Origin of the sequence: Rhodococcus sp. SORGH_AS_0301 (assembly GCF_030818285.1) — a bacterium.
Lineage (GTDB): Bacteria > Actinomycetota > Actinomycetes > Mycobacteriales > Mycobacteriaceae > Rhodococcoides.
In genome coordinates this window covers 1,393,802-1,411,118 of the sequence record NZ_JAUTAC010000002.1, presented here as the reverse complement: position 1 = coordinate 1,411,118, position 17,317 = coordinate 1,393,802, and the positions used below count along the sequence as shown (strand labels likewise).

At 66.8% G+C, this 17,317-nt stretch carries 14 protein-coding genes and 2 pseudogenes; all 16 read right to left on the bottom strand.

The features are described 5' to 3' along the window. Positions 1–9 precede the first annotated feature (9 nt). Complete coding sequence (locus tag QE397_RS07305; protein WP_027504982.1) at positions 10–654, bottom strand: potassium-transporting ATPase subunit C; 645 nt, start codon at positions 652–654, stop codon at positions 10–12. 2 nt (positions 655–656) lie between these two features. Then, a complete protein-coding gene (gene kdpB, locus QE397_RS07300) occupies positions 657–2,747 on the bottom strand; it encodes a potassium-transporting ATPase subunit KdpB (RefSeq protein ID WP_307092584.1) in 2,091 nt (696 codons plus the stop codon). Beyond that, positions 2,744–4,312 (bottom strand): annotated as a pseudogene (kdpA, locus tag QE397_RS07295) (potassium-transporting ATPase subunit KdpA); the annotation flags it as partial. The gene kdpB and the pseudogene kdpA, both read right to left, overlap by 4 nt. A 243-nt stretch (positions 4,313–4,555) precedes the next feature. After that, the gene (gene kdpF / locus QE397_RS07290; protein WP_027504979.1) at positions 4,556–4,654 is read right to left on the bottom strand and encodes a K(+)-transporting ATPase subunit F; all 99 of its coding nucleotides are present in this window, start codon (positions 4,652–4,654) and stop codon (positions 4,556–4,558) included. 244 nt (positions 4,655–4,898) lie between these two features. Then, positions 4,899–5,783, bottom strand: a complete 885-nt coding sequence (mutM, locus tag QE397_RS07285; protein WP_056445093.1) for a bifunctional DNA-formamidopyrimidine glycosylase/DNA-(apurinic or apyrimidinic site) lyase — start codon at positions 5,781–5,783, stop codon at positions 4,899–4,901. Then, complete coding sequence (rnc, locus tag QE397_RS07280) at positions 5,776–6,558, bottom strand: ribonuclease III (protein WP_027504977.1); 783 nt, start codon at positions 6,556–6,558, stop codon at positions 5,776–5,778. Before rnc ends, mutM begins: the two co-directional genes overlap by 8 nt. Positions 6,559–6,560: 2 nt before the next feature. Next, positions 6,561–6,743: a 50S ribosomal protein L32 gene (rpmF, locus tag QE397_RS07275; RefSeq protein ID WP_027504976.1), complete on the bottom strand. Its 183-nt coding sequence runs from the start codon at positions 6,741–6,743 to the stop codon at positions 6,561–6,563. Positions 6,744–6,824: 81 nt separating this feature from the next. Further along, entirely contained in the window at positions 6,825–7,313 is a 489-nt protein-coding gene (locus QE397_RS07270; RefSeq protein ID WP_081821208.1) for a DUF177 domain-containing protein, read from the bottom strand. 195 nt (positions 7,314–7,508) lie between these two features. Then, complete coding sequence (locus QE397_RS07265) at positions 7,509–8,282, bottom strand: DivIVA domain-containing protein (RefSeq protein ID WP_027504974.1); 774 nt, start codon at positions 8,280–8,282, stop codon at positions 7,509–7,511. Positions 8,283–8,419: 137 nt separating this feature from the next. Continuing rightward, complete coding sequence (coaD, locus tag QE397_RS07260; RefSeq protein ID WP_027504973.1) at positions 8,420–8,902, bottom strand: pantetheine-phosphate adenylyltransferase; 483 nt, start codon at positions 8,900–8,902, stop codon at positions 8,420–8,422. A 14-nt stretch (positions 8,903–8,916) separates the two neighbouring features. Next, positions 8,917–9,504 carry a 16S rRNA (guanine(966)-N(2))-methyltransferase RsmD gene (rsmD, locus tag QE397_RS07255; protein WP_307092574.1) on the bottom strand — a complete coding sequence of 196 codons (588 nt, stop codon included), beginning with the start codon at positions 9,502–9,504 and terminating at the stop codon, positions 8,917–8,919. 13 nt (positions 9,505–9,517) lie between these two features. Beyond that, positions 9,518–12,925 (bottom strand): pyruvate carboxylase, encoded by a 3,408-nt coding sequence (locus tag QE397_RS07250; RefSeq protein WP_307097405.1) that lies wholly within the window; start codon positions 12,923–12,925, stop codon positions 9,518–9,520. Between the two features lie 135 nt (positions 12,926–13,060). After that, entirely contained in the window at positions 13,061–13,732 is a 672-nt protein-coding gene (locus tag QE397_RS07245) for a GntR family transcriptional regulator (RefSeq protein ID WP_027506987.1), read from the bottom strand. Between the two features lie 86 nt (positions 13,733–13,818). Beyond that, positions 13,819–14,811 carry a transketolase family protein gene (locus tag QE397_RS07240; RefSeq protein ID WP_307092572.1) on the bottom strand — a complete coding sequence of 331 codons (993 nt, stop codon included), beginning with the start codon at positions 14,809–14,811 and terminating at the stop codon, positions 13,819–13,821. Further along, a pseudogene (locus QE397_RS07235) lies at positions 14,808–15,633 on the bottom strand (transketolase). The gene QE397_RS07240 and the pseudogene QE397_RS07235 overlap by 4 nt, the downstream one beginning before the upstream one ends. Positions 15,634–15,701: 68 nt before the next feature. Beyond that, positions 15,702–17,060: an MFS transporter gene (locus tag QE397_RS07230; RefSeq protein WP_307092569.1), complete on the bottom strand. Its 1,359-nt coding sequence runs from the start codon at positions 17,058–17,060 to the stop codon at positions 15,702–15,704. Positions 17,061–17,317: the final 257 nt, after the last annotated feature.

The following is a 17,317-nucleotide window of genomic DNA, read 5'->3' as shown; positions in this document are numbered from 1 at the left end:
ACCTGCTCATCATCCACCCGTGGTCGAGCAGTCGGGTGCAGTCAGTCCCAGGTCGACGTTAAGCGTGGCGACGTTCACCACCGATTGTCCGAGGAAACCGAGCTGCCGACCGTCGGTGTTCTCCGCGACCAGCGTGCGCACCTCGTCCTGTGATTTCCCTGTTGCTGCCGCCACGCGGGCGACCTGAAGCTCTGCATACGCCGGACTGATGTCCGGGTCGATACCCGAACCCGAACCCGTCACCGCGTCGACGGGCACCGCCGCCGGATCGACGTTCTCACGCTCGGCGATCGCAGCGCGACGTTGCTCGATGAACGACGCGAGAGTGTCACTGCTCGGACCCTGGTTCAGAGGGAGAGCGGCGGAGGGGTCGCCCGCGGCAAAGGCGTCGTCATCGGCGACCGACCCCGTGACGCGCGTGTGGAAATACGGATCGGGTTGTCCGTCTGCGACAGTGGTGTCGACGCCGATGAGCGAGCTGCCGACAACACATCCCGAGGCATCGCGGATGGGTGAGCCTTCCGCCGAATCGGACCCGATCCGGCTGACCGCCCACACCGCAGCCGGGTACCCGATGCCGAGAAGTACCGTCAACGCCAACAGGACCGTGAACCCGGCGACGACCTGTTTGAAGAACACCGAAGTAATACGCATTGCTAGCCCATTCCAGGAATAAGTCGGACCACGAGGTCGATCAGCCAGATGCCGACGAAGGGCGAGATCACGCCTCCGACGCCATAGACGGCGAGGTTGCGGCCGAGCAGTGTCGACGCGGTGGACGGCGTGTACCGAACACCTTTCAGCGCAAGGGGAATCAGCGCCACGATGACCAGTGCGTTGAACACCACGGCCGAGACGATCGCTGATTGTGGAGTTGCCAGCCGCATGATGTTCAGCGTGTCGAGCTGGGGATACACCGTGGAGAACATTGCCGGCAGGATCGCGAAGTACTTGGCGAGGTCGTTCGCCAACGAGAACGTGGTGAGCGCTCCGCGGGTGATGAGGAGTTGCTTTCCGACCTCGACCACCTCGATCAATTTGGTGGGATCGGAATCGAGATCCACCATGTTGCCCGCCTCTTTCGCTGCGGACGTGCCGGTGTTCATTGCCACGCCTACGTCGGCCTGAGCCAGCGCGGGAGCGTCGTTGGTGCCATCCCCCGTCATTGCGACCAGCCGACCACCGTTCTGTTCACGGCGGATCAATGCGAGTTTGTCTTCCGGTGTCGCTTCGGCGAGGAAATCGTCGACCCCGGCTTCCGCAGCGATGGCCCGAGCGGTGAGGGGGTTGTCACCGGTCACCATCACGGTCCGAATGCCCATGGCGCGCAACCGTTCGAATCGTTCGGCGATGTGAGGCTTGACCACATCGGACAACTCGACGACTCCGAGAACTCGGGCGCTCGAACCGGATTCGGCGACCGCAACGACGAGCGGAGTACCGCCCGCTTCGGACACCGACTCGACCGAATCACGTACCGCAGTGTCGGTGGCGTCGCCACTGCGTTCACGGACCCAGGCGAACACGCTGTCGGAGGCGCCCTTTCGGATCTGCCGACCGTCGACGTCCAGCCCACTCATGCGGGTCTGAGCGGTGAACGGAACGAACTCACCCCCTGCTGCGGGATCTGCTTCCCCGCCGAAGTCGCGTGCGACGAGTTCGACGATGCTGCGTCCCTCGGGTGTTCCGTCAGCGAGCGAAGACAGGCGAGCCGCATCGGCGAGTTCCCGAACCTCGACCCCTGGTGCCGGATGCAGTGCCGTGGCTCTGCGATTTCCGAAGGTGATCGTGCCGGTCTTGTCCATCAGCAGGGTGTCGATGTCACCGGCGGCCTCGACCGCGCGGCCCGACATGGCGAGAACGTTGCGCTGCACCAGTCGGTCCATGCCGGCGATGCCGATGGCGGACAGGAGTGCGCCGATGGTCGTCGGGATCAGGCAGACGAGAAGTGCGATGAGCTTGACCGGATCCTGCGCCGACCCCGCGTAGATGCTCATGGGACCGATGGCCACGACGGCAAGCAAGAACACGATGGTCAGGGACGCGAGCAGGATGTTGAGAGCGATCTCGTTCGGAGTCTTCTGTCGCGACGCACCCTCGACGAGCGCGATCATCCGGTCGACGAACGTCTCACCCTGTGCGGCGGTGATCTTCACGACGATCCGGTCCGACAGCACGGTGGTGCCGCCGGTGACGGCGCTTCGGTCACCGCCCGATTCACGCACCACCGGTGCGGATTCACCCGTGATGGCGGATTCGTCCACCGATGCGATGCCGTCGACCACGTCACCGTCACCAGGAATGACTTCCCCTGCGGTGACGACCACCTCGTCACCGACCTTCAGTTCGGTGCCGGGCACGCTCTCGACGGACCCGTCGGGCAGCCGACGATTGGCAAGCGTGTCCCGTTTGACGTTGCGCAGACTGGCCGCCTGGGCCTTGCCGCGACCCTCGGCAACGGACTCGGCGAGGTTCGCGAACAACACGGTGAACCAGAGCCACCCGGTGACGAGCCAGGAAAACACCGACGGGTCGGCGATCGCCATGACAGTGGTGATGACCGAGCCGACCAGAACGACGAACATGACCGGGTTGCGGGCCTGGTGACGCGGATCGAGCTTGCGGAATGCGGTGGGTAACGAGGTCCACAGCTGTGTGGGGCTGAAGTAGCCGGACTTGACGGGAGCCGGCGCGCCGTTGTCGGGTGTCGCCTCCGACAGAGTGGGATGGTCGTTGACGAGGGTCATTGCAAAGCCTCCGCGAAGGGGCCCAGCGCGAGCGCTGGGAAGAATGTGAGCGCAGCGACGAGGACGATCGTGCCGGTGAGAAGGCCGGTGAACAGCAGTCCCGTGGTGGGCAGGGTGCCGGGTCCAGCCGGACTTCGACGCTTGGTGACCAGTGAGCCGGCCAGGGCCAGAACGAATACGATCGGAAGGAACCGGCCCAGCAGCATCGCGATGCCAAGGGAGGTCTGGAACCAGTCGTTGGTCACGGTCAGTCCGCCGAACGCACTTCCGTTGTTGTTCGACGCGGACGCGTAGGCGTAGAGCACCTCGCTGAATCCGTGGATCGAACCCGGAGTTCCGGGGTCCCCGCTGTTGCCGAGCGCTCCGCTCGTGGAACCCAGGATCACCGTGATACCGGTCCCGATCAGAACGAGCGCCGGCATGACGAGCACCGACAGTGCCGCCATGGTGATCTCGCGTTTGCCGAGCTTCTTACCGAGGTACTCCGGCGTGCGTCCCACCAGGAGCCCACCGACGAACACGGCGATGATGGCCAGGACCAGCATTCCGTAGAGGCCGGTCCCGACTCCGCCGGGAGCGACCTCACCGAAAAGCATGTTGAGGATGACGACTCCACCGCCCAGGGGCGACATCGAGTCGTGCGCCGAATTCACTGCGCCGGTCGAGGTTCCCGTGGTGCTGACTGCCCACAGGGCGGACGCGGGGATGCCGAAACGCTGTTCCTTACCCTCCATCATGGCGCCCGCGGCCTGCGCGGCGACACCGCGAGTACCGGATTCCGCCGCAAGGGTCACGGCGAGAACGGCGCCCCACAGCAGCGTCATGACGGCGAGGATCGACAGACCCTGCTTACGTTCTCCGACAAGGGTTCCGAAGGTTCGCGTCAACGCGACTGGGATCAACAACAGGGCGATGATCTCGACGATGTTGGACAACGGCGTCGGGTTCTCGAACGGGTGCGCCGAGTTGGCTGCCAGGATTCCGCCGCCGTTGGTGCCGAGCTCTTTGATCGCTTCCTGAGAGGCGACGGGAGCGAGAGCATTCGTGATCGAGCTACCGTCCAGACCCGTCGACGCGAAGCTGCTGTGGAACGACATGACCACGCCCTGCGTCAGCAGGATCAGCGCCACGACGAACGACAACGGCAGCAGGATCCGAAGTACGCCGCGTGTGAGATCGACCCAGAAGTTTCCGAGTTCGCCTCCACTGCGCACACGAACGAACCCGCGGATCACTGCAACCGCCACGGCCAATCCCACTGCGGCAGAGACGAAATTCTGCACTGCGAGGCCGAGCGGTTGCGTGAGGTTGCTCATCGTTGTCTCGGGTGAATACGACTGCCAGTTGGTGTTGGTCACGAAGGAGATGGCGGTGTTGAACGCAACCGACGGGCTGACACCGGGCAGCGAATTGTTCAGCGGCAGAACACCTTGAACGCGTTGGAGGGCATAGAGGAAGAAGACGCCGGCCGCAGAGAAGCCCAGCAGCGACAAGGCGTAGCCGACCCACGTCTGTTCCGAGCGGGGGTCGATCCGGCACACGCGATAGAGCAGGGATTCCACCCGCCAGTCCGCTGTTGCCGATACCGACCTGCTCGTCGGCTGCGGAGGGTCGAGAGCAGTGGTCGTGGTGATCGTCGATCCCTCTGCCTGGTTCGCGGCAGAGCTGACCAATTCTTCACGAGCACGTGCATCTCGCGGGGTGGTGAACACGCGCGCCATGTAGTCGCCGAGTGGAACGTAGGCGGCAGCGAGCACGATCACGACGGCCGCGATCTGCACGCCGGCCGCAAGTGCGGGGGTCACGGCTCAGAACCTTTCGGGGTCGAGCAACGCGATCAGCAGGTACACCGCAAGTGCCGCGGACACCACGATCAAGATCACGCTCTCGATTCCGGCGGCGGTCATGCGGATCGCCCGAGTCGAAGAACGGTGAATACCAGCACAGTGAAACCTGCTGCGGCGGTGAGTAGATAGGCCAGGTCAGCCATGGATGCAATCCTCGTGAAACGGCGACGAACTGCCGGCGGTTGCTCGGCAGCTACGCCAGCGTCCACCCCCTACGCGCCCATCTCGGCCTCACTGACACTCTGTTGACGCTGCGAGCAGGCGTTTTTATGAGATCTTTACGACCGACGTGCCGGGAGTCGCCCTACCCCCGCCGAACCCTCGGCGCCGGCTGACACTTCGGACAGCTGAAGGACGACCGATTCATGAACTTCTCGCGGCGGATGGGAGCGCCGCAGCGAGGGCACGGGAGTCCCTCCTGGCCGTATGCGGCCAGTGACCGGTCGAAGTACCCCGACTGACCGTTCACGTTGACGTACAGCGCGTCGAACGAGGTGCCGCCCTGCGCCAGTGCCTCCCCCATGACAGCGTGCGCGTTGTTCAGCAACCTGCGCAGCGCCGGGCGAGTCAGTGAATCGGTGAGTCGATTGCCGTGGATCTTGCTGCGCCACAACGACTCGTCGGCGTAGATGTTGCCCACGCCCGACACGACGGTCTGATCGAGGAGCGCGCGCTTGATCTCGGTGTGCTTCCCCCGCATCGCCGTCACCACGGACTCCGCGTCGAACTGGGGGTCGAGTGGGTCGCGGGCGATGTGCGCCACGGGAACCGGGACCCGGGAGCCGTCGACCTCCACGAGGTCGGCGACGGCCCACCCGCCGAACGTCCGCTGATCGACGAATCGCAGATCCGTGCCGCTGCCCAGTCGGGCGCGGATGCGGAGATGCTTCTCGTCGGGTGCGTCCGCGGGCTGGACGAGCATCTGCCCGCTCATGCCCAGGTGCACCACGATCGACTCGAGCGGCCCGGTCGCGTCGTCGTTCGCGGCGACCACGAGCCAGAGGTACTTGCCACGGCGCTCGGCGGACACGACGGTGGTGCCGGCCAGTCGCGACTGGAGATCGAGACTTCCCTCGAGATGCCGTCGAGCGGCACGCGGATGAAGGACCTCGATGTCGACGAGGGTCTCCCCCACGACGTGCGACGCGAGTCCGCGTCGCACCACCTCGACCTCGGGAAGTTCAGGCATTCCGGTCGGACGACATCTCCGGGGTCGGGCCGGCGATCAGCGCTGCGGAGGCCGATTCACTGAGAGCGTTCCAGGCCGCGCTGGCGGCACGCTGCTCGGCTTCCTTCTTCGAGCGACCCACGCCCTGCCCGTGCGGCGATCCGCCGACAAGCACGGTGGCCGTGAACTCCTTGTCGTGGTCCGGTCCCGTCGCGGTGATCTCGTACGCGGGAACACCGAGACCCTTCTCGGCCGTGAGCTCCTGCAGGCTGGTCTTCCAGTCGAGGCCGGCACCGAGACGCGGTCCACGCTCGAGCAACGCGTCGAACAGACGCAGCACCACCTCGCGTGCGACGTCGATGCCGTGCTCGACGTGGATGGCGCCGAGAAGCGATTCCATGCCGTCCGCGAGGATCGACGGCTTGTCGCGCCCACCGGTCATCTCCTCGCCCTTGCCCAGAAGCAGGTGCGCACCGAGTCCGCCGTCACCCAGTTGGCGAGCCACCTCGGCGAGCGCGTGCATGTTGACCACGCTCGCGCGGATCTTGGCCAGCTCGCCCTCCGACTTGTCGGGGTGGGCGCTGTACAGCTGCTCGGTGATGCTCAGACCCAGAACGGAATCTCCGAGGAACTCGAGGCGTTCGTTCGTGGGCAGCCCACCGTTCTCGTACGCGTACGAGCGGTGGGTGAGAGCGTGGACGAGCAGGTCGTGGTCCAGAGACACGCCAAGAGCGGCGAGAAGCGATGCATGATCGTCCTCGCCGCTCCGGTCTGTCGCTGGCGACTGTGAGGTCACCGTCAGACTGCCGCGGTGACCTGGCGACCCTTGTAGGTGCCGCAGTTCGGGCACACCGTGTGGGGCAGGGTCTTCTCGCCGCACCCGCGGTTGGGGCAGGTGATGAGGGTGGGTGCAGTGGTCTTCCACTGGCTGCGTCGCGATCGGGTGTTGGACCGCGACATCTTGCGCTTCGGAACAGCCACTTCTACTTCTCCTCGTACTCGTTCGGTGCAATGTCGTGCTGGTGAAGCACGGGTCGTGCAGGCGCAGGGTGCGCCGGCCGACTAGGTCTGGTCGGTGTCGGTCTGCAGCTTCGCCGCGAGACCGGCCCAGCGAGGATCAATTGTCTCATGCGCATGACCCGGTTCCGCAATCGACAGGCGGATGCCGCACTCCGGGCACAGTCCCTGGCAGTCCTCGGTGCACAGGGGTCGCAGCGGCAGGGTGAGCCCCGCCACGTCCACGATCAGTGGTTCGAGATCGATCGCGTCGTCCTCGACCCGGTAGAGATCGTCCTCGTCCGTGGTGGCCTCGGTGACGCTGTTCGGGTACGCGTACAGCTCCGTGAGGTGGAGCTGCACGTGTGACGTGAACGGCTCGAGGCACCGCGAGCACTCACCGACGGTGTCGGCGTCGACCGTGCCGCTGACGAGCACACCCTCGGACACGGACTCGAACCGGAGATCGAGATCGATGTCGGCCCCCTCCTGGATCGCGATCAGGTCCAGACCGATGCGCGACGGGGAGGGAACGGTGCGAGCGACCGGCATCATCGACCCTGCGCGGCGACCCAGACGACGGGTGTCCACCACCAGCCCCGAGACGGGTTCGGCGGAGTGGCGACGAGCAGCGGGAGACAACGAACGATCCTTTCACGGGCGGTGCGGGCAACCACTCCACGATACGGGAGCGTCAGGTCAGCGCCAAATCACACCAGCCCACCCTGCGAGGAGGGATCTGCGTGGCGGTCAGTAGCGCGAGCGGCCCTCACCACGCGAGTCGGCGAAATCGGTGTCGTAACTCGGAACGCCACTGCCGGTGCGGAGCTGCTGCCGTCCCCGACCGACGGACCGCAACGTGCCGGAGAGAATCTCCTCGAACTCCGCGAACTTCGTGTCGACGTAGAGGTCGCACTCGGTACGCAGACGATCGGACTCGGCGTGCGCCGCGTCGATGACCCGAGCGGACTCCGCGTGCGCGGACTGCACCACCTCGGTCTGCGAGACCAGGCGCTCCTGTTCGGCGAGACCCTCGGCGACGGAACGCTCGTAGGCCGCCTTGCCGGCGTCGATCGAGCGAGCGGACTCGACGCGGCCGCGCTCGGTCAGCGTCTCGTACTCGTGCTCCGCGTCCGCGATGGTGGCGTCGGCGCGCGCGGTGGCGTCGGCGACGAGGCTCTCGGCGTGCGCGGTGGCCTCGGCGACCATCCGGTCGGCGTGGGCCTTCGCGTCGGCCAGGAGTCGATCGGCCTCGTCCCGCGCGTTCTCCACCGTGCTGGTGGCTTCCGCGTCGGCCGACGAGATCGTCTTCTCGGCACCGGTCCGTGCGTCCGACACCAGCTTGTCGCGGTGGTCCAGCACGTCCTGCGCGTCGTCGAGCTCACCCGGAATGGCGTCTCGGACGTCGTCCAGCAGCTCCAGCACATCACCACGCGGGACGACGCATCCCGCGGTCATCGGGACGCCGCGCGCCTCCTCGACGATCGCGACGAGCTCGTCGAGCGCCTCGAATACCCGGTACACCGTGCTCGGCCCTCACTTCGATCGACAGTCTCTGAGTTCGGCGACCACACCCGTCGGGCGCGATCTCCGGTGTCAGTGTGCCCGGTACGCGCACCGGTCCGCACGATTGTCCCCCGGTGTGTCGCCGTCCGGCCCGGTCAGGAGCGCTCGGCGAGCCGGGCCAGCAGTCGGTCGTGCACGGCGGCCGGGACCATCGTCGTGACGTCTCCGCCCAATCGCGCGATCTCCTTGATGAGCGAGCTCGACAGGCTGCTGTGCACCGGGTCGGTTCCGAGGAACACTGTGTCCACGCCGGTGAGTCGCCGGTTCATCTGCGCCATCTGCACCTCGTAGTCGAAGTCGGCGGCGTTGCGCAGACCCTTGACGATGGCGGTGGCCCCGGACTCCGACGCGAAGTCGACGAGCAACCCCTGCCACGTCGCGACGCGCACACCCTGCAGATGAGTGGTGGCCTGCGCCAGCATCTCGACCCGTTCGTCGACGGTGAAGAGTCCACTCTTGTTGGGGTTCACCACCACCGTGACGATGACCTCGTCGAATTGCGTTGCGACGCGCGAGATCACGTCGAGATGACCGTTGTGGATCGGATCGAAGGATCCCGGGACCAGGGCGCGGCTCATGGTGGGTGAACGTATCAGCTTCCCCGTGCGGGGTGCTCGATCTGCGCGACCTCGAACCGGGCCATGTCGATGCGAGCCTCGCCGTAGCGCTTGGCCTTCAGTTCGACGAGCCCGGCGGGCCACACCGTTGCGGGCGAGCGCGAGGACCGCTCGACGACCACGAGGGCGTCCTCGGCGAGCCACTCGCCCTCGACGAGTCGGTCCAACACCGAGGACACGGCGCCGTCCGACACGGAGTACGGAGGATCGGCGAGCACGAGGTCGTAGCGGCGCTCCGGTGTCCCGCCGACGACGGCTGCGACGGGCGCAATACGCACCTGCGCTCCCGGCAGTCCCACGGATTCGATGTTCCGGGCGACCACGGCCGCCGCGCGCGCGTCGTTCTCGACGAGGAGGACGTGCTCGGCTCCGCGCGAGAGCGCTTCGAGGCCGAGAGCGCCCGATCCCGCGTACAGGTCCAGCACCGACGCACCGTCGAGGTACATCCGGCTCTCGAGCGCACTGAAGAGCGCCTCTCGGACCCGGTCCGCGGTGGGTCTGGTGCCGCGGGACGGCACGACGAGCGAACGCCCGCCGGCCGTCCCGGCCACGATCCTGGTCACTGCGAGAACCCTGTCAGGAGCGGTCGGTGGTGTCGCCGACGGCGATGACGCAGATCAGGTCCCCGCCCTCGACCTGCGCGACACCGGACAGAGCCAGACGGGTGACGGTGCCCGCCCGCGGCGCGGTGACGGCTGCTTCCATCTTCATCGCCTCGATCGTCGCCACCGTCTCCCCCGCCGACACCGACTGCCCCACCTCCGCGGTCAACGTCACCACACCCGCGAACGGCGCCGCCAGATGCGACGGATCGGACCGGTCCGCCTTCTCCGTCGTCGGCGCATCCGCCGAGATCGACCGGTCCCGCACCGACACCGGCCGCAACTGACCGTTCAGGATGCACATCACCGTCCGCATCCCCGCCTCGTCCGGCTCCGAGATCGCCTCCAACCCGATCAGCAGATCCACACCCTTCTCCAGGCGCACCCGATGCTCGTCGCCCTGACGCAATCCGTAGAAGAACTGATTCGCCGACAACCCCGAGGTGTCCCCGTACTTCTCCCGGTGCTCCGCCAACTCCTTCGCCGGCCCCGGGAACAACAGATGATTGAGACGATCACGCCGCTCCGCACTGGTGCCGGAGAGCAGCACCTCGTCCTGCGTCGTCAACGTCGCCTCCCCACGCCCGGCGCCGCGCCCCGCCAACGCGGTGGTGCGGAACGGCTCCGGCCACCCACCGGCCGGGGTGCCCAGATCGCCGCGCAGGAACCCGATCACCGAATCGGGAATATCGAACTTCCCCGGATCCGCCGCGAAGTCCTCCATCGACACCCCCGCCCCCACCAGGTGCAACGCCAGATCGCCCACCACCTTCGACGACGGCGTCACCTTGATCAACCGGCCCAACAACCGATCCGCATCCGCGTACGCCTTCTCCACGTCCTCGAACCGATCCCCCAGACCCAACGCGATGGCCTGCTGACGCAGATTCGACAGCTGCCCACCCGGAATCTCGTGCGTGTAGACCCGCCCGGTCGGAGCGGGGAGCCCGGACTCGAACGGGGCGTACACCTTCCGGATCGCCTCCCAGTACGGCTCCAGATCGCACACCGCCGCCAGATCCAACCCGGTGTCCCGCTCGGTGTGCGCCGCCGCCGCCACGATCGCCGACAACGCCGGCTGACTGGTCGTGCCCGCCATCGACGCCGACGCCCCGTCCACAGCGTCCGCCCCGGCCTCCCACGCCGCCAGGTACGTCGCCAACTGACCACCCGGAGTGTCGTGGGTGTGCACGTGCACCGGCAGATCGAAATTCTTGCGCAGCGCCGTCACCAACGTCGCCGCCGCCGGCGCCCGCAGAAGCCCCGCCATGTCCTTGATCGCCAACACGTGCGCGCCGGCGTCGACGATCTGCTCCGCCAACCGCAGGTAATAGTCCAGCGTGTAGAGCTTCTCGCCGGGGTTCGACAGATCACCGGTGTACGACATCGCCACCTCGGCGATCGTCGTGCCGGTCTCGCGGACGGCGTCGATCGCCGGGCGCATCTGATCGACGTTGTTCAGCGCGTCGAAGATGCGGAAGATGTCCACACCCGTCGCCGCCGCTTCCTCGACGAATGCTGTCGTCACCCGCTCCGGGTAGGGGGTGTAGCCGACGGTGTTACGCCCGCGCAGCAACATCTGCAGGGCGATGTTCGGCACCGCCTCCCGCAGCGCCGCCAACCGCTCCCACGGATCCTCGTGCAGGAACCGCAGCGCCACGTCGTACGTCGCACCGCCCCAGCACTCGATCGACAACAGTTCGGGTGTGGTCCGCGCGACGTAGGGGGCGACCATCAGCAGTCCCGAGGTCCGCACGCGCGTGGCCAACAACGACTGGTGGGCGTCGCGGAACGTGGTGTCGGTGACGCCCAACGCCTTTCGCTGACGCAGGTCGCGGGCGAAACCCTCGGGACCGAGCTCGAGCAGCCGCTGCCGAGACCCGTCGCGCGGCGCGACGGACAGATCGATGTCCGGCAGCTTGTCCTGTGGGTAGACCGTGCTCGGACGCTCGCCGTGCGGCTTGTTCACCGTCACGTCCGCGAGGTAGGTCAGGATCTTGGTACCGCGATCGCCGGACGACCGCGCCGTCAACAGCTCGGGTCGCTCCTCGATGAACGACGTAGTGACGTTGCCCGCACGGAAGTCCTCGTCCTGCAGAAGTCCCTGCAGGAAGCCGATGTTCGTCGAGACACCGCGGATACGGAACTCCGCCAACGCCCGCCGCGACCGCGCCACCGCGTCCTCGAACGTGCGACCACGGCAGGTGAGCTTCACCAGCATCGAGTCGAAGTACGCCGACACCTCCGCACCCAACGTCGTCCCGCCGTCGAGACGGATGCCCGCACCGCCCGGCGTCCGATACGCGGTGATACGGCCGGTGTCCGGGCGGAACCCGTTCGCCGGGTCCTCCGTCGTGATGCGGCACTGCATCGCCGCACCCCGGATCCGGATGTCCTCCTGCCGCAACCCCAGATCCTCGAGTGACTCCCCCGAGGCGATCCGCAACTGCGACTGCACCAGGTCGACATCGGTGATCTCCTCGGTCACCGTGTGCTCGACCTGGATCCGCGGATTCATCTCGATGAACACATGGTTACCGTCCCGGTCCACCAGGAACTCCACCGTGCCCGCACACGAGTACCCGATCTTCCGCGCGAACGCCACAGCGTCACTGCACAACCGGGCACGAAGCTCGTCCGAGATGTTCGGCGCCGGCGCCAGCTCCACCACCTTCTGGTGACGGCGCTGCACCGAGCAGTCACGCTCGAAGAGATGGATCACATCGCCGTGGGTGTCCGCGAGAATCTGCACCTCGATGTGCCGCGGCTCGACCACCGCCTGCTCCAGGAACACCGTCGCATCACCGAACGCCGACTCCGCCTCCCGCGCCGCCGCCTCGATCGCCGCACGCAACCCCGACGGCTCCGCAACCCGCCGCATACCGCGGCCACCACCGCCCGCGACCGCTTTGACGAACACCGGGAACGTCATCGACTCCGACGCCGCCACCAACGCATCGACGTCCGTCGACGGCTCCGACGACGCCAACACCGGCAACCCGGCATCCTTCGCCGCCGCGATCGCCCGCGCCTTGTTCCCCGTCAGCTCCAACACCTCCGCCGACGGACCCACGAACGTGATCCCCGCCGCCGCACACGCCGCCGCCAACTCCGGATTCTCCGACAGGAACCCGTACCCCGGATAGATCGCGTCCGCACCCGCACGCACCGCCGCGTCGACGATCAGATCCACCGACAGGTAGTTGCGCACCGGATGCCCCGGCTCACCGATCTCGTACGCCTCGTCGGCCTTCGTCCGATGCACCGAATTGCGGTCCTCGAACGGGAACACCGCCACCGTCTGCGCCTCGAGTTCATACGCCGCACGGAACGCACGGATCGCGATCTCGCCGCGATTTGCCACCAGCACCTTGGAGAACATTCCGGTCAACCTACCTTCAGTACGGGCGAGACGGAGCTATGACTTGTCCAGATATGAGACATGTGCGGAACGCAGCGAGCAGCCGTCGTGGTGCCGGGACAGTAGCGCCGATCACGTCCACGCCGCTCGCATCTCCTATGCAGAAATGTCGGCGGAGAGATTCGCGGCGGCCCACGTCATGTGTTCCGCCACCGAGGCGCTGGCAGCCGCGCCGTCGCCCGATCCGATCGCCTCGACGATGCGGCGGTGTCGGTCGGTGTCCATGTTCCCGACCGCGCGAGACTTGCCGGCCCACATGATGGACATGCGGATCGAACCCTCGAGGGACGTCCACGAGTGCACCAGGGTCTCGTTGCCGGTGAGCCGGCAGAGCAGTCGGTGGAAACTGAGATCGGACTCGATCCGGGCTTCGAGATCACCGTCACCGGCGGCGTCCATCAGGTCGAGCGCGCTCGACAGGCCGGCGACCGACTCCTGCCGGTCGTCTCGCTCCGCGAGCAGTGCGGCAGCGGTGGACTCGAGCGCGGCGCGCACGACGAAGATGTCCCTGATCTCCTTGTCGTCCAGATGCCGCACGTACAGCCGACCCCGAGCGCCGATGACGGCGAGCCCCTCCTGCTGAAGCTGCCGCAGGGCCTCGCGCAACGTGCCTCGGCTGATCTGCAGGCGCTCCGACAACTCCGTCTCCACCAGCGCGGAACTCGGACGCAGCTCGCCACTGGTGATGGCCCGACGCAGCGCGTCGAGAGCCTGATCGCGCAGATTCGTCTTCTGCAACCCCAGGAGCGTGGCGGGCTGTGCGGCCATGGAGACCTCCTCGAAACGGTGATGTCGACAGCTGCCGGTCGACAGTGATCTCAGGGTAACGGCCGCCCGTGTCGATCCGGCACTGCTCACCGCAACGCCGCGAGAACACGCTCCTCGATGCGGTCGGTGGACAACCCGTAACGATCGTGGAGCGTGGGGAGTGCGCCGGCGGCCAGGAACTCGTCGGGCAGCGCGATGGGAGTCACCTGACGCACCGTGCCGGACTCGACGCACGCCGAGGCGACCGTCTCGAAGAGCCCACCGATGCGGGTGTGGTTCTCGAGGGTGAAGGCGGCCCGGTCCGTCGAGAGTTCACGCAGGACGGTCTCCGCGTCGAACGGTTTGATCGTCGCCACGTGCACCACCGACACGTCCACCCTGTGCTTCGCGAGTCGCTCGGCGGCCTGGAGCGCACGCATGGTCATCAGACCGGACGACACCAGCACGACGTCGTTGCCCGGTCGAATGACCTTGGCCTTGCCCAGTTCGAAGGTGTAGTCGTACTCGTCGAGTACCGATGCGACCTTCCCGCGGAGCAACCGGAGGTAGGTCGGGCCCGGAGTCGCGGCGAGCTGGGGAACGGCCTGCTCGATGTCCACGGCATCGCACGGGTCGACGATGGTGAGGTTCGGCATTCCGCGGAAGATCGCCATGTCCTCGGTCGCCTGGTGACTCGGCCCGTAGCCGGTGGTGAGACCCGGGAGTCCCCCGACGATGTTGACGTTCAGATTCGGCTCGGCCGCGTCGAGGCACAGGAAGTCGTACGCGCGGCGCGCCGCGAAGACCGAGTAGGTGGACGCGAAAGGAACCAGGCCGGTCTCCGCCATGCCCGCCGCGGCGCCGAACAGCAATTGCTCCGCCATCCCCATCTGGAAGAAACGGTCGGGGAAGGCCTGCGCGAAGATGTGCATGTCGGTGTACTTCGCCAGGTCGGCGCTGAGGCCGACGATACGCGAATCCTGTTCCGCTGCAAGGACGAGCGCGTGTCCGAACGGGGCCGCCGTGGTGCGCTGACCCTCGTCGACGAACGAGGCGATCATCGCCGACGTCTTGAGCTTGGGGGCGGATGCGGTGGTCATGAGTGGTCTCCCTCGTGAAATTCTGCGTCGTGGAAGCGAGCGGTGAGCTGATCCCGGCACACGCTCCACTCGTCCTCGTCGATACGCATGAAGTGCGCCTTCTCGCGGGTCTCGAGCATGGGTACGCCGAACCCGATCCGCGTGTCGCACACGACGACCGACGGGGTGCCGGTCGGCGACGTCCGCGCCGCGATGTCGTCCAGGGCGTCCAGCAACGCGCCCGCGTCGTTGCCGTCGACACGGTGGACGGACCATCCCGCGGCCGCCCACTTGTCCTGCACCGGTTCGATGCCCAGGACTCCCGCGGTGGGTCCGTCGGCCTGCAGTGCGTTCATGTCGACGAGTGCGACGAGGTTGCCCAGTCGGTGATGAGCGGCTCCCATCGCGGCCTCCCACGTGGAGCCCTCGTCCAGTTCCCCGTCCGACAGGAAGTTGAACACGAGCGACGGCGACCCCTGGTGGCGCAGTCCCAGAGCCATTCCCACCGCCACCGGCAGTCCGTGTCCCAGCGAGCCGCCGCTGATCTCCATCCCGGGCGTGTAGGACGCCATGCCGGACATGGGGAGCCGCGAATCGTCGGAGCCGTAGGTCTCGAGTTCGGAGACGCTCACCGTGCCCGCTTCCGCGAGCGCCGCGTAGAGCCCGATGGCGTAGTGACCGGTGGAGAGCAGGAAGCGGTCCCGCTCCGCCCAGTGCGGCTCCGCCGGGCGGTAGCGCAGCCGTCCGCTGTAGACGGCGGCGAACATGTCCGCCGCTCCCAGTGCCTGACCCACAGTATCCCTGACCCTGCGCTTCGCCCATGTCGAGGACGTGATGGCGCATGGCGTAGGCGAATCGCTCTGCGGCGCGGACCCGTGTCGTGCGGTCGGTGGTGATGCTGTCGGTGACGGTCACAGCGATTCCTTTCGAGAGGTGGCGGTCGCGACGAGGTTCTCGTCGAGCTCGGCCTGCAGTGCGAGTCGTCGTTCGGTGGGGCCCCACGTCTCACGGGTGGACAGGGCGGCGAGGAGACCGATCAGCGCGTAGACGCTGAAGAGGACTGCCGGCCCCATCCAGCCGTAGGAGACGAAGAGCAGCGTGGTGATGAACGGAGTGAAGCCGGAGACCATGGCCGAGATCTGGTAGGCCAGTGAGGCTCCGGACGCTCGGCGACTCGCCGTGAAGAGTTCGGGGAACCACGCGCCCTGCGCACCGGCGAGCGCGTTCTGGCACACGGTGTAGGCCAGGACGAAGGTGACGGCCACGAGGATGAAGGTGCCCGTGTTGACGAGGAGGAACATCGGGATTCCGAACAACACCCCGAACGCACACACTCCGATGTAGACGGGTCGGCGGCCCATCCTGTCCGTCAGAGTCGCCCAACCGACGGTCGCGCCGATGCCCAGCGCCGACGCGATGCAGAGAGCGGTCAGGGTCTCGGACTTCGTCGCCAGTTCCTCGTTGTGCAGGTACGAGATCATGTAGGTGATGGACACGGCGTAGCCGGCGGTCTCGGCGATGCGCAGTCCGATACCCCGCAGGATGTTGCGCCAGTCCTGCTTCACGGACTCGACGATCGGCGCACGCTGGACCTGGCCGGACTCCTTGACCTCGTCGAACACCGGGGACTCCGGGACCTTGGATCGAATGATCAGCCCGACGACGACGAGGACGATGCTGGCGAGGAACGGAACGCGCCAGGCCCAGTCGCCGCCGAGGTGCACGCTGAACAGGAACACCAGGTTCGCGAGCAGGAGACCCACCGGGAATCCCGCCTGCACGATGCCGGTGAACGCGCCCTTGCGCCGCCACGGGGCGTGTTCGTAGCTCATCAGAATCGCTCCGCCCCACTCGGCACCGAACGCCAGTCCCTGGACGATGCGGACGATGACCAGCAGCACGGGCGCGACGACGCCGACCTGGGCGTAGGTGGGCAACAGACCGATGACGAACGTCGCGAGTCCCATCACGATGAGCGACGCCACCAGAACGGGCTTGCGCCCGACACGATCACCGAGGTGGCCGCCGATGATGCCTCCGATCGGGCGTGCCGCGAAGCCGACGCCGAGCGTGGCGAAGGCGGCCAGGGTGCCGGCCACCGAACTCTGGCCCGGGAAGAACGCCGTTCCGAAGTAGAGCGCCGCGGCGGTGCCGAAACCGATGAAGTCGTACGTCTCGATCACCGCGCCGACGGACGACCCCACGGCGACACGCTTGGCGTCGGGTGTGCCGTGGACCTGCCCGCGCATGGCCAGAGTCTCGCTGCTCACGACTACCCCTTTTCGAGGTGTTGGAGGTGTGAGGAAAGGGTGACGGATGCCGTCATCGATTACGAGTGTGACCCACCGCACGTTCACTGTCAACAGTCAACTGTTGGTGTCCAACAGTTGACTGAACCGCAGTTCGGGTCTTACTGTGTGCTGCATCACGACGAGCCTTCGCAGGCGGCCGACACCGGCCGTCGCCCCTCTCGAACCGTGACAGCAGCCTCGACAGCCGTTTCCCCACACCCGTATCGGAGATCACC